Source organism: Brevundimonas sp., assembly GCF_013912005.1.
GTDB lineage: Bacteria > Pseudomonadota > Alphaproteobacteria > Caulobacterales > Caulobacteraceae > Brevundimonas.
The window spans coordinates 97,880-110,653 of the sequence record NZ_JACESB010000002.1 but is presented as its reverse complement, the minus strand read 5'-3'; the positions used below and the strand labels follow the sequence as shown (position 1 = coordinate 110,653).

Below are 12,774 nucleotides of genomic sequence, written 5' to 3'. Positions count from 1 at the left end.
GACAGCGGATGCAAGGGCGGCCCGCTCCGGCGGGTCGCCCTTTCTGTGCTGCGCCCGATCCGGTCCCTACCGCCGGGCCAGCAGCGACCGGGTGAGGCAGGAGAAGACCAGCCGCCCGGCCTCGTCGAGCAGGTCGTGCTGGGCGATGAGGATGCCCTTGCCGTCGCCGACGGGGTCCTTGCCCATCACCGTCATGCGCCCGCGCATCAACTCGCCGGCGGGCGGGTTGCGCTGGTAGCGCAGCCCGTCGACGGCCAGCACCTTGGACTGGGCCCACCCCGAGGCCTTGTCGGAGAACATCCGGCTCCACAGCGCATAGACCATGGCGTCGGGCGCGCCGTAGGCCACGTCCCAGCCCGGCAGGAAGCGCTCGACGAAGGCCTCGAGGGCCGCGCCGTCCACGGCGCAGGCCCCCAGCGGCACCACCTCCCCCACGCCCAGGTCCTCGAAGTGGACGTGCAGCGGTTCGCTCATGCCGGCGGCTCCGTATTCAGGCGGCCGGCTCTTCCGACACCCGCACCAGCAGCTTGCCGTCGTGGTCGCCGGTGAACAAGCGGTTGAGCGAATCCAGCGCGCCCTCCAGCCCGTCGTCGACGTGCACCTTCCACTTGATGCGGCCGTCCAGCACCATCGGCGCCATCCCCGTCACCATCTCCTTCGCCCGCGGCGCATAGTCGAGCACGAGGAAGCCGCGCAGGTTCAGCCGGTGGGTGATGATCCGGCCGAAGTTCGGGGCCGGCGGCATGCGCGTGGCGTTGTAGGAAGAGATCAGGCCGCACACGGCCATGCGGCCGTGCACCTTCAGCCGGTTGAACACGGCGATCATGATGTCGCCGCCGACGTTCTCGAAATTCATCTCGACGCCATCCGGGGCGAGGCGGTCGAGGGCGTCGCCGACGTCCTCGTTCTTGTAGTCGACCGCCGCGTCGAAGCCGAGCTCCTCGGTCAGCCAGCGACACTTGTCCGGTCCGCCGGCGATGCCGATCACCCGGGCGCCATGGGCCTTGGCCACCTGGCCGGCGATCGAGCCCACCGCCCCGGCGGCGGCGGAGATCACCAGCGTCTCGCCCGGCTGCGGCTTCAGCACGTCGGTGACGCCGAACCAGGCGGTCATGCCGGTCATGCCGAGCACCGACATGTTGGCGGTCAGCGGCAGGCCCGGGGCGCGGTGCACCCGGGAGGCCTCGCGCGCCGACACCACCGCATAGTCCGACCAGCCGCCGGCGGCGGTGGTCACCACGTCGCCGGCGGCGAAGCGGTCCGATCGGCTCTCCTCGACCACGCCGAGGGTGAGGCCCCGCATCACGCCGCCGAGCGGCACCGGCGGCAGATAGCCCTCGACGTCGTTCATCCAGGTGCGGTTGGTCGGATCCAGCGACAGGTAGACGGTGCGGACCAGCACCTCGCCCTCGCCCGGCTCCGGCAGCGCGCTTTCGACCAGTTCGAGGTCGCCGGGCTTGATCAGCCCCATCGGCCGCTGACGCAGCACCCACTGACGATTGGTTCGGGCCATCGGATCCTCCGGGTTTTCTTTGTGGACGCGCATAGTGCCGCGCCCCGGCAGCCTGTCCAGCGGCAAAGAAAAAGGCGGACCCGAAGGTCCGCCTGAAGTGGCATCATCGAGAATGAGGTGCGGAGGCGACAGACCGGCTTTCGCCAGTCTCAAGTCGGGGGGGCGTCGCCGCCTCCGCAGTCCGATAACGGAGGTCCCGCCCCGGGGTTCCGGCGGGTCGGGGATTTTTTTCGCGCGCCCGGCGAGTCCGGAACGGCGACGCTCGCGGCCCGTTGATCAGGCCTGACCCAACGAACCGGGAGGCGATCCATGAGCCACGAATCTCCGCACGACAAATCCGCCGACGCCGTCCACGAGGGGCGGCCCGTCGAGGCGCAGTACGCCCGCCAGGGCCGGGGCGGAAAGCGCATCATGATGGTGCTGTTCGGGGCCATCGGCATGGTCGTGATCGCGTTCGCGGTGATCTATTTCGCCTCGGCCGGCCGGCTGGCCGAGACCAACGCCAACGACGGCGACCAGGCGGTCGACGCCGCCGCCTTCCAGGGCGAGGCGGCGCGCGAGATCCCGACCGCCGACGCGCCGACCACCGCCACCGGCGAGCCGACCTCGCCGCCCACCGGGGACGCCCCCAACGTCAACGCGCCGACGGTGATGTCCGAGCCGGTGGAAGACCGCTAACCCTCGCCCCGAACGGAAACGGCCCCGGTCGCAAGACCGGGGCCGTGACGTCCTGGATGGATCGCCGCCCTCGATCAGGCGGCGGCCTTCTGGCGGGACGGATGGAAGAACAGCGCCTGGCTGATCGCCGCCTTCACCGTCTCAGGCTGGAAGGGCTTGGTGATCAGGAAGGTCGGCTCCGGCCGCTCGCCGGTGAGCAGGCGCTCGGGGAAGGCGGTGATGAAGATCACCGGCACGTCGATCCGCTTCAGGATGTCCTTGACCGCGTCGATGCCCGAGGAGCCGTCGGCCAGCTGGATATCCGCCAGCACCAGGCCCGGCCGGTGGCGGGCCACGGCGTCGACCGCTTCGTCGTGGGTGGTGGCCGTGCCGGTCACCCGGTGACCGAGCTCCTTCACCAGGCTCTCGATGTCGGCCGAGATGATCGCCTCGTCCTCGATGATCAGCACGTCGGTGGCCAGTTCGGCGTCGATGTCGGCCTGGGCCTCTCCGATCAGCCGCTCGACGTCCTGGGCGTCGGCGTCGAGGATCTGGGCGGCTTCCGAAGGCGTGAACCCTTCCAGCGCGGTGAGCAGGAACGCCTGCCGCGAGCGCGGAGCGATCCGCATCAGCCGGTTCGACGGATCGTCGCGGTTGTCGATGCCGCTCTTGTCCTCAAGCCGGGCGCCCGTCGAGGCCCAGATGGCGTGGAACACGTGGTAGAGGGCGACCCGCGGCGTCATGTCGGCGGGCAGCTGCCGTTCGCCCGCGGCGAGCGCCTCCAGCGCCACCCGGACGTAGTTGTCGCCGGTGGTCTGGTCGCCGGTCAGCGCCCGCGCGTAGCGACGGACGTAGGGAAGGTGTGGCGCAAGGCGGGCCAGCAGGCTCATTCGGTAGATCCCCGACAGAATCCGGCCTCCGGAAGCGAGACCGCAGCAGTCCCGGTCAACGTATCAAATCCGCCACGGTTCCGCCGGACCCGCGAAGCTTGAGCATATTTTCACTGCGGCACAGGAACCGTCCAGGCAGGCTGGCGTTTGGGGCTCAACAACAGCGTCAGGGTGGCGACCGTTTTATCGATGACAGACCAAACCAACCCGCCGGGCAAGCCGCCCAAGGGGGCCGGCCTGGAGGAAGCGCGCCTTCGTCAGCAGGCTATCGGCGTCAAGCTGCGGCATATGTTCGATGAAGTCGTGAACGAACCGGTGCCGGACGAGTTCCTCGAAATCCTCCGGCGGGCCGACAAGCGGTCCTCCGGCGAGGGCGGCGCATGAGCGGTGCGACGAACCCGCCGCCCAAGCCTCCTTCCGCAGACGACGACGCCTTCAAGAAGGAGCTCGTCGGGCTGATCCCGCACCTGCGGGCGTTTGCGCGCACCCTGACCGGCGACCCCACCGCCGCGGACGACCTGGCCCAGGACGCCATGATGAAGGCGTGGGACGCCCGCGCCAGCTATCAGATGGGCACCAACATGAAGGCGTGGACCTTCATGATCCTGCGCAACCAGTTCTATTCGGAGAAGCGCCGCTCCTGGCGCCAGTCGCAGCTCGACCAGGAAGCCGCAGAGCGCACCCTCGTCGCGGTGGACGATCCCGAATCCCCCGTGGCCCTGGACGAGCTGCGGCTCGCCCTGGCCACCCTGCCGGAGGAGCAGCGGGAGGCGCTGATCCTCGTCGGCGCCGGCGGCTTCGCCTACGAGGAGGCGGCGGAGATCTGCCAGTGCGCCGTGGGCACCGTGAAGAGCCGGGTTTCACGGGCGCGAAAGGCGCTCCAGGCCACGCTTGAAAAGGGCGGCTACGCTCGCGACGGCCGCGCCGCCGGCGACGCCATGCGCTCCATTCTCGCCGATGCAGACCGCCTGAGCAGCGTTCGGGACTGATCGCGGTGGTCCGGCTCGGACGCGCGCTCGGCCGGGGACTGGCCCGCCCGAGCATCCACGGCATCCGCTTCCGCCTCGGCGTCGCCATGGCGGGCGCGTTGCTGCCCATCCTGGTCCTGGGGGCCGTTCAGGCGCAGTCGCAGTTCCGCGAGCAGGACACCGAACGGCGCAGGGACCTGCAGCTGGCCGCCGAGCGCACAGCGGCCCGCGCCAAGGCCCGTCTCGACACCGCCAGCGTTCTGCTCCAGGCGCTGCGCCCGGAAGCGCTCGAGGTGTTCTGCCAGCCGCGCCTGACGGCCCTGGTCAACCGGCTCGAGGGGCTGGACGGACTGGCGCGGGTGACCGCCACCGGCGCCGCCACCTGCGCGTCGGAAGGCCTGTCCCGCAGCGCCCCGGCCTGGCTGACGCGCAGCCGGGAAACGCCCTGGTTCCGGCGCCTGCGGGCCGGGGAGTCCACCGTGCTCGCCCGGGCCCCGGCCGCACCCGGCGAACCGCCGGCCCTGATCGTCGCCCTGCGCCTCGAGCGGCCCCTCGGCGCCTTCGACGGGGCCATGCTCGCCCTGATTCCGCTCTCGGCGCTGGAGCCGGACGTCGCCGATCCGGCCCTGCCCCCGGACTCCGCCACGGCGCTGACCGACGCCTCCGGCGCCATCCTGACCGCCTCGAACCGGGCGGCGTTCGATCTCGCCGACGACAAGAGACTCACCGGCTGGGTCGACCGGGCGCGGGAGAGCGGGTCGGCGGTGTTCGAGGCCGATACGGCGGACGGGCGTCGGGTGTTCGCCGGCGCGGCGCTGGCGGGACGGGACGTCTACGCCCTGCTGTCGGCCCCGGCGCCGGGCCTGTTGTCGTGGGCGCGACTCAATCCGGTCGGGTTGCTGCTGCTTCCGCTCGCCGCCTGGCTCGCCGCCTTCGCCATGGTGATGCTGGTCAGTGAGCGCATCATCGTCCGCTGGCTGGACTATCTGGAGCGGGTCGCCTCCATCTACGCCCGCGGGCGCTTCACCGTCCGCCCGGTCCAGGCCGTCAACGCGCCGGCGGAGATTCGCGTGCTCGCCCGCACCCTCGACGACCTGGCCGAGACCATCACCACCCGCGACGCCGCCCTGCTCGCCTCGCTGGCGGAGAAGGACGCGCTGATGCGCGAGATCCACCACCGGGTGAAGAACAACCTGCAGATCATTTCCTCGCTGCTGTCGATGCAGCAGCGGGCGCTGAAGGACGAGCCCGCCAGGGCGGCCGTCGGGGACACGCGCCAGCGCATCTCGGCCCTCGCCCTGATCTACCGCACCCTCTACCAGAGCGACGACCTGCGCTATGCCGACGCCCGCATCTTCCTGACCGAGCTGGTCGGGCAGCTGATCGCCGGGGAAAGCGGCCGCGGCCATCTGGTGACCTCCTCGGTGGAAGCGGATTCGCTGGTCGTCGATCCGGACAAGCTGGCGCCGCTGGCCCTGTGGCTGGTGGAGGCGGTCACCAATGCGCAGAAGCACGCCTTCGCCGGCCGCGGCGGCGCGCTGAAGGTGCGCTTCCGGGTCAAGGGCGAAACCAGCGTGCTGGAGGTCGAGGACGACGGCCCCGGCGTCACCGAGACCCTGCGCGCCGGCGTCGGCCGCACCCTGATGGGCGCCTTCGCCAAGCAGTTGCGCGGCGAGGTGGAGATCCTCGCGGCGCCGGGCGGCGGGACCCTGGCGCGGATGACCTTCGCCACGCCCGAGGCCGTCGTCCCGGTCGATCCCGCCGACGTCGGAACCCCGCCGCAGCCGCGACGTTGATACGCCAGACGCCCTCCCCGGCCCTCTGGAGACGCCAAGATGCGCAAGGTTTTCATCCTCATCGCCGCCGCCGCCGCCCTGACGACGGCCGCCTGCAACACCATTTCGGGCGTCGGCCGCGACGCCTCGGCCGCCGGCGAGGCGGTCACCGACGCGGCCGAGGACGCCAGCAACTGACCTGATTCCCCTTCCCGGGCCGCTGCCTCCCCCGACATGCGGCCCGGTTGAGAAGAAGGCCCGCCGGACCCCCCGCCGGCGGGCCTTCGCCTGTCCGGAACGCCGTTCGGCCTCTTGCGCGGCCGGCGGGGCCCACTAGCATCCCGGCCGAGGCGCCCGCAGACGGCGCCCTGCGGGGGAGGCGGCCGGTGACGGCGACAAGGGATGACGCCGGGAAGGAACCCGGTCTGCGCACGGTGGTGACCGCCTCCGCGGCCGGCACGGCGTTCGAATGGTACGACTTCTTCGTCTTCGGCTCGCTGGCGACGGTCATCGCGCGGCACTTCTTCGCCGACGCCGGGGAGACGGTGGCCTACATCATGGCCCTGCTGACCTTCGGGCTCGGCTTCGTGGTGCGGCCGCTCGGGGCCCTGGTGTTCGGCTGGTTCGGCGACCGCACCGGACGCAAGACGACCTTCCTCGTCACCATCACCCTGATGGGACTGGCGACCGTGGCGATCGGCCTGCTGCCGGACTACGGCCAGATCGGCGTCGCAGCGCCGATCCTGCTGCTGGTCATGCGCATGCTGCAGGGGTTCGCCCTCGGCGGCGAGTACGGGGGCGCCGCCATCTATGTCGCCGAGCATGCCCCGCCGGGCCGTCGCGGCTACCTGACCGGCTGGATCCAGACCACCGCCGCCTTCGGCCTGATCGGGGCGCTGACGGTGATCCTCGTCACCCGCGCCGCAGTCGGGGCGGAGGCGTTCGACGCCTGGGGCTGGCGCATTCCCTTCCTGCTCTCGGCCCTGCTGCTGGCCATCTCGCTGTGGATCCGGCTGCGCCTCAACGAGAGCCCCGCCTACCGCCGCATGGAGGCCGAGGCCTCGGACGCGGATCATCGCGCCCCCTACCGGGAGGCCTTCCTAACGTGGAGGAACGGCCGCTTCGTGCTGCTGGCCCTGTTCGGCATCATGATCGCCCAGGGAGCGGTCTGGTACTGCGGGTACTTCTACACCCGCTTCTTCATGGAGCGGGTGCTGAAGGTCGACACCAACACCGTCGACCAGCTGGTGCTGGCGCTGACCGTCGCCTCGGCGGGGCTCTACGTCTTCTTCGGCTGGCTGTCCGACCGCATCGGGCGCAAGCCGGTGATGCTGTTCGGCATGATCCTGGCGCTGGTCGCCTTCTTCCCCGGCTTCCACGCCCTCACCCGCGCGGCCAATCCGGCGCTGGCGGAGGCGCAGGCGGCGGCGCCGGTGACGGTGGCGGCCGATCCCGCCGCCTGCGCCCTGCAGTTCGACCCAGTGGGCAAGGCCAGCTTCTCGAGCAGCTGCGACATCGCCAAGAGCGTGCTGTCCAACGCCGGGGTGTCCTACGCCAACGTCGCCGCCCCGCCCGGATCGGTCGCCGTGGTCCGGGTCGGCGCGACGGAGGTGGCCTCGGTCGACGGCCGGGGGCTGGACCCGGAGTCGCTGGCGGCGGCGCGGGCGGACGTCGACGGCCGGATCAAGGCCGCCCTGGCCGCCGCGGGCTACCCGCAGCGGGCCGATCCGGCGCGCATCAACCTTCCCCTGGTCTTCGCCATCCTGATGATCTTCATGGTGGCCGCCACCGCCCTCTACGGGCCGCAGGCCGCGGCCCTGGTCGAGCTGTTCCCCACGCGGGTGCGCTATACGGCGATGAGCCTGCCCTACAACGTGGGCACCGGCTGGGTCGGCGGCCTGCTGCCGGCGGCCAGCTTCGCCCTGGTGGCCTGGTCGGGGAACATCTACTTCGGCCTGTGGTATTCGGTCTTCTTCACGGCGGTGGCGGTGGTGGTCAGCCTGCTGTGGCTGCCCGAAACCCGGCGCCGCGACCTGAACGCCATCCCCACCTGAGACGTTTCCGTTCCTCCCCGAACCGGACGAAGCCATGACCCACGCCCGAGACGCCGGCCTGAAGCTGCTGCGCGAGCACGCCCTGATCGCCGGCGAACCCGTCACCGCCGAGAAGCGCATCGCCGTGGACGACCCGGCCACGGACGAGATCATCGGCCATGTCCCCGATCTCGGCGCGGCGGAGACGGAGCGGGCGATCCAGGCCGCCCACGACGCCTTCCCGGCCTGGTCCCGCTCCGATCCGCACAAGCGCGCCGCCTTCCTGCGCGACTGGGCCCGGCTGATCGACGAGAACGCCGAGGGCCTCGGGGCCCTGATGGCGCTGGAGAACGGCAAGCCGTTCGAGGAGGCGAAGGGCGAGGTCGCCTACGCCAACAGCTTCATCAAATGGTTCGCCGGCGAGGCCGAGCGGCTGATCGGCGAGACCCAGGACAGCCCGCTGGGCCACGTCATCCTGACCTTCCGCGAGGCGGTCGGGCCGTGCGCCTTCATCACCCCGTGGAATTTCCCGGCGGCCATGCTGACGCGCAAGCTGGGGCCGGCCCTCGCCGCCGGCTGCACCGCCGTGGTCAAGCCGGCCAGCCAGACCCCCTTCACCGCCCTCGCCCTGGCCGAACTGGCCTGTGAGGCCGGCCTGCCCAAGGGCGTGCTCAGCATCGTCACCGGCGACGCCGCGACCATCGGCGGCGTCCTGACCGCCTCGCCCCTGATCCGCAAGCTCAGCTTCACCGGCTCGACCCCGATCGGCCGGCTGCTGGCCGAGCAGTGCGCCCCGACCCTGAAGCGTGTGTCGATGGAGCTGGGCGGCGCCGCCCCCCTGATCGTCTTCGCCGACGCCGACCTCGACCTCGCCGTGGCCGAGACCATCAAGGGCAAGTTCCGCAACTCGGGCCAGACCTGCGTCTGCCCCAACCGCGTCTATGTCGAGCGTTCGGTGGCCGGGGACTTCGCCCGCCGGCTGGCCGACGCCGTGTCGCAGATCCCCGTCGGCGGCGCCTTCGAGACCGGGGTGAAGGTCGGGCCGCTGATCGAGGACAAGGCGGTGCGCAAGGTCCAGGACCACCTCGCCCTGACCAAGGCCTCGGGCGGCGAGATCCTCACCGGCGGCGAACCGCATGCGCTCGGCGGCCGCTTCTTCCAGCCGACCGTGACCTTCGGCGGCGACGACGCCCTGTTCCGGCGCGAGGAGACCTTCGGTCCGCTGATCCCGGTCTTCCCCTTTGACACGGAGGAAGAGGTTCTGGCCCTGGCCAACGACAGCGAGTTCGGCCTCGCCTCCTACGTCTTCACCCGCGACCTCGACCGGGCGATGCGCATGGGGCGGGGCATCCAGGCCGGCATGTGCGGCGTCAACACCGGCCTCATCTCCACCGCCGTCGCCCCCTTCGGCGGGGTCAAGCAGTCCGGCTACGGCCGGGAGGGCTCGATTCACGGGATCGACGAGTACGTCGACATCAAACAGGTGACGCTGGCGCTGCGGTAGGGCTCAGACCTTCTTCAGCCGGCTGCCGAATTCGGCGATGTCCGGAATGTCCATGTCGTCGCCTTCGAACCAGAACCGGGTCAACGCCTCGTGGTTCAGGGCCACCCACTCCAGCGCCTTGGGGGAGATGCGCTTCAGGTCGCGATCATCCAGGCTGCTGGCGAGAATTCTCGGCTGCGGCCCGATCGAAATCGAGGCGCTCGGCTGATGCCGGCCCTTGCGAACGTACAGCTTGATGCGGGGGCCATGCTGGCCGAGGGCCGTCGAGATGAACACGTGCGCGAACACGCCCGTCCACTCGGGAGGCAGGTACCCCATCTCGACGACATCCTCCTCGCCCAAGGCCCGCAGTTCTTCGTCGAGCGTCGGCTCGCGATCGGTCCAGGCGGCGATGTTCTCGTTCATACCCACGAGGTCGATTGAGCGCCTTGCGGCCGCCTGGTGTCAAACACCTTCAATCCAGACGGGCGGGCGCCCTTCGGGCTCGCCTCACACCGGCAGCGCGCCCCGCTTGACCACCGTCCGCATCGCCACGCTGGACGACACCCGGCTGACCCCCGGAATCCGCGTCAGCTCCCGCGAGTGGACCCGCTCGAGATCGTCGACGTCGCGCACCACCAGACGCAGCAGATAGTCCGAGCCGCCCGTCATCAGGTAGCACTCGACCACCTCCGGCACCGCGGCGATGGCGGTCTCGAAGGCGGTCAGGGCCGCCTCGGCCTGGGACGAGAGGGTGACGGTGACGAAGACGCTGATCGGCAGGCCGACCGCCCGTTCGTTGATGATGGCGGTGTAGCGGCTGATCACCTCCGCCGCCTCCAGCGCCCTGAGCCGACGCAGACAGGCGCTCTCCGACAGGTTCACCACCCTGGCCAGGTCGGCGTTGGTCATGCGGCCGTCGGCCTGCAGGGCGCGGATCATCTTGCGGTCGGTGTCGTCGAGGGCGACGGCGGAAATCGTCTTCACGAGCGGCCTCATTGGCAGAAGCTGCGAATGTACGGCCTTCAGGCGCTGAAAAGAACAGGAACCTGCGCATCGACCACCGCTAGATTGCGCCGCGAAGCGAGCCGGCCGCAGAGCCGGCCGCGCCCCCATCAGACGAGGAAACTCCCATGCGCGTCGGCGTCCCCAAGGAGATCAAGAAGAACGAGCACCGCATCGGCCTGACGCCGACGGCGGTGCGCGAATACGTGGCCCACGGCCACGCGGTGTCGGTCGAGGGCGGGGCCGGCCTGGGCGCGGGCTTCACCGACGAGGACTATGCGAAGGCGGGGGCCAGGATCGTCGCCACCGCGGCCGAGATCTTCGCCAACAACGACATGATCGTGAAGGTCAAGGAGCCCCAGAAGGTCGAGTGGGAGATGCTCCGCGAGGACCAGATCCTGTTCACCTACCTGCACCTCGCCCCCGATCCCGAGCAGACGAAGGGGCTGATCGCCTCGAAGTGCGCGGCCATCGCCTACGAGACCGTCACCGACGCCCGCGGCGGCCTGCCGCTGCTGGCGCCGATGTCCGAGGTCGCCGGCCGCATCGCCGTCTTCTCGGCCGCCGAGACCCTGCTGAAGCACAACGGCGGCATGGGCCTGCTGTTCTGCGGCGTCCCGGGCGTGGCCCCGGCCCGCGTGCTGGTGCTGGGCGGGGGCGTCGTCGGCCTGAACGCCGCGCGCATGGCCATGGGCCTGGGCGCCGAGGTGGTGGTGCTGGAGCGCTCCATCCCGCGCATGGCCTATATCGACGAGGTCACCCAGGGCCGCGTCATCACCCGCTACTCCTCGATCAACGCCATCGACGAGGAGATGGTGAAGGCCGACGTGATCATCGGCGCCGTGCTGGTGCCGGGCGCCGCCGCGCCCAAGTTGATCAAGCGCGAGGACCTGAAGGCGATGAAGAACGGCTCGGTGCTGGTCGACGTCGCCATCGACCAGGGCGGCTGCTTCGAGACCAGCCGCGCCACCACCCACGAGGACCCGACCTACGAGATCGACGGCGTGGTCCACTACTGCGTCGCCAACATGCCCGGCGCCGCCCCGCGCACCTCCTCGGAGGCCCTCAACAACGCCACCCTGCCGTTCGGGCTGGCGCTGGCGGACAAGGGGCTCGAGGCCCTGCGCGAGAACCCGCACCTCGCCCGCGGCCTGAACGTCCTTAAGGGCGAGATCACCTATCCGGCCGTGGCGGAAGCCATGGGGCTGGGCTGGTCGGACCCGTTCGGGGTGTGGGCGAAGGGCTGAGCCAGGCGATGAGGGAAGAGGGATGAGGGAAGAGGGACGCGCGCTCCTCTTCATCCCTCATCCCTGATCCCTCATCCCTCCCGGCCTGTAATTCGCCGCTCTCCTGCGGCATAAGCCGCCGATGAAGTTCCTCGACCAGGCCAAGATCTACATCCGCTCCGGCAACGGCGGGGCGGGCTCGGTGTCGTTCCGGCGCGAGAAGTTCATCCCGCACGGCGGCCCGGACGGGGGCGACGGCGGCAAGGGCGGGGACGTCTGGATCACCGCGGTCGAGGGGCTGAACACCCTGATCGACTACCGCTACCAGCAGCACTTCAAGGCCCAGACCGGCCACCACGGCCAAGGCCGGCAGATGCACGGCGCCAAGGGCGAGGACGTGATCCTCAAGGTCCCGGTCGGCACCCAGGTGCTGGACGAGGACAAGGAGACGGTGCTGCTCGACATGGACCGCGCCGGCATGACCGAGCTGCTGCTGCGCGGCGGCAACGGCGGCTGGGGCAACGTCCGCTTCAAGGGCCCGCAGAACCAGGCCCCGACCCACGCCAACCCCGGCCAGGAGGGGCAGGAGCGCTGGATCTGGCTGCGCCTGAAGCTGATCGCCGACGTCGGCCTGGCGGGCCTGCCCAACGCCGGCAAGTCCACCTTCCTCGCCGCCGCCTCGGCGGCGCGGCCGAAGATCGGCGACTATCCGTTCACCACCCTGACCCCCAACCTCGGCATGGTCGACCTGTCGTCCACCGAGCGGTTCGTCATCGCCGACATCCCCGGCCTGATCGAGGGCGCCCACGAGGGCGCCGGCATCGGCACCCGCTTCCTCGGCCACGTCGAGCGCTCGGGCTGCCTGATCCACCTCGTCGACGGCACCCAGGAGGACGTGGCCGAGGCCTACCGCATCATCCGCCACGAGCTGGAGGCCTACGGCGCCGGGCTGGCGGAAAAGCCCGAGGTGCTGGCGCTGAACAAGATCGACGCCCTGACCCCCGAGCTGCGCGAGGAGAAGGCCGCCGAGCTGGAGGCCGTCGCCGGCCGCCGTCCCTTCCTCGTCTCGGGCGTCTCCGGCGAGGGCGTGCCCGAACTGCTGCGCGCCGCCTGGGCCGAGGTCCGCCGCCAGCGCGGCGAGGCCGCCCCGGTCGAGGGCGAGGAGGAGGTGGTCGAGACTCCGGGCGGCTGGACGCCCTAGGGAACCCACGCCGCGCCCCGCTC

14 protein-coding genes are annotated in these 12,774 nt (G+C 70.8%); 9 read left to right on the top strand and 5 right to left on the bottom strand.

The window, feature by feature from the left end; translation table 11 throughout:
• Positions 1-66: 66 nt before the first annotated feature.
• Together H2038_RS02395 and H2038_RS02390 are read right to left on the bottom strand one after the other, a co-directional pair.
• A complete protein-coding gene (locus H2038_RS02395; protein WP_292108858.1) occupies positions 67-474 on the bottom strand; it encodes an acyl dehydratase in 408 nt (135 codons plus the stop codon).
• 16 nt (positions 475-490) lie between these two features.
• Positions 491-1,513, bottom strand: a complete 1,023-nt coding sequence (locus tag H2038_RS02390; protein ID WP_292108857.1) for an NADP-dependent oxidoreductase — start codon at positions 1,511-1,513, stop codon at positions 491-493.
• Between the two features lie 309 nt (positions 1,514-1,822).
• Here H2038_RS02390 and H2038_RS02385 point away from each other — a divergent pair, with 309 nt between their 5' ends.
• Positions 1,823-2,191, top strand: a complete 369-nt coding sequence (locus H2038_RS02385; RefSeq protein ID WP_292108856.1) for a hypothetical protein — start codon at positions 1,823-1,825, stop codon at positions 2,189-2,191.
• A 74-nt stretch (positions 2,192-2,265) separates the two neighbouring features.
• Here H2038_RS02385 and H2038_RS02380 read toward each other — a convergent pair whose 3' ends face one another.
• Positions 2,266-3,060, bottom strand: coding sequence for a response regulator (locus H2038_RS02380; protein WP_292108855.1), 795 nt, complete (start codon positions 3,058-3,060; stop codon positions 2,266-2,268).
• A 189-nt stretch (positions 3,061-3,249) separates the two neighbouring features.
• Here H2038_RS02380 and H2038_RS02375 point away from each other — a divergent pair, with 189 nt between their 5' ends.
• The 6 genes from H2038_RS02375 to H2038_RS02350 all read left to right on the top strand — a co-directional run bounded on the left by H2038_RS02375 (position 3,250) and on the right by H2038_RS02350 (position 9,340).
• Entirely contained in the window at positions 3,250-3,444 is a 195-nt protein-coding gene (locus H2038_RS02375; protein WP_292108854.1) for a NepR family anti-sigma factor, read from the top strand.
• Positions 3,441-4,049: a sigma-70 family RNA polymerase sigma factor gene (locus tag H2038_RS02370; protein ID WP_292108853.1), complete on the top strand. Its 609-nt coding sequence runs from the start codon at positions 3,441-3,443 to the stop codon at positions 4,047-4,049. The genes H2038_RS02375 and H2038_RS02370 overlap by 4 nt, the downstream gene beginning before the upstream one ends.
• Before the next feature lie 5 nt (positions 4,050-4,054).
• A complete protein-coding gene (locus H2038_RS02365; protein WP_366926479.1) occupies positions 4,055-5,824 on the top strand; it encodes a histidine kinase dimerization/phosphoacceptor domain -containing protein in 1,770 nt (589 codons plus the stop codon).
• Positions 5,825-5,863: 39 nt separating this feature from the next.
• Positions 5,864-6,001: an entericidin A/B family lipoprotein gene (locus tag H2038_RS02360; RefSeq protein WP_292108852.1), complete on the top strand. Its 138-nt coding sequence runs from the start codon at positions 5,864-5,866 to the stop codon at positions 5,999-6,001.
• Positions 6,002-6,228: 227 nt separating this feature from the next.
• Positions 6,229-7,857, top strand: coding sequence for an MFS transporter (locus H2038_RS02355; protein ID WP_292109084.1), 1,629 nt, complete (start codon positions 6,229-6,231; stop codon positions 7,855-7,857).
• A 34-nt stretch (positions 7,858-7,891) separates the two neighbouring features.
• A complete protein-coding gene (locus tag H2038_RS02350; protein WP_292108851.1) occupies positions 7,892-9,340 on the top strand; it encodes an NAD-dependent succinate-semialdehyde dehydrogenase in 1,449 nt (482 codons plus the stop codon).
• 3 nt (positions 9,341-9,343) lie between these two features.
• On the opposite strand, the gene H2038_RS02345 is transcribed toward H2038_RS02350, so the two are convergent.
• Both H2038_RS02345 and H2038_RS02340 read right to left on the bottom strand, forming a co-directional pair.
• Entirely contained in the window at positions 9,344-9,745 is a 402-nt protein-coding gene (locus tag H2038_RS02345) for a hypothetical protein (RefSeq protein ID WP_292108850.1), read from the bottom strand.
• Positions 9,746-9,829: 84 nt separating this feature from the next.
• Positions 9,830-10,318, bottom strand: a complete 489-nt coding sequence (locus H2038_RS02340; RefSeq protein WP_292108849.1) for an Lrp/AsnC family transcriptional regulator — start codon at positions 10,316-10,318, stop codon at positions 9,830-9,832.
• Positions 10,319-10,452: 134 nt separating this feature from the next.
• Between H2038_RS02340 and ald the strand changes: the two genes are divergently transcribed.
• Both ald and obgE read left to right on the top strand, forming a co-directional pair.
• Complete coding sequence (ald, locus tag H2038_RS02335; RefSeq protein WP_292108848.1) at positions 10,453-11,571, top strand: alanine dehydrogenase; 1,119 nt, start codon at positions 10,453-10,455, stop codon at positions 11,569-11,571.
• A gap of 121 nt (positions 11,572-11,692) precedes the next feature.
• Positions 11,693-12,751, top strand: a complete 1,059-nt coding sequence (obgE, locus tag H2038_RS02330; RefSeq protein WP_292108847.1) for a GTPase ObgE — start codon at positions 11,693-11,695, stop codon at positions 12,749-12,751.
• The last annotated feature ends 23 nt before the right edge of the window (positions 12,752-12,774 follow it).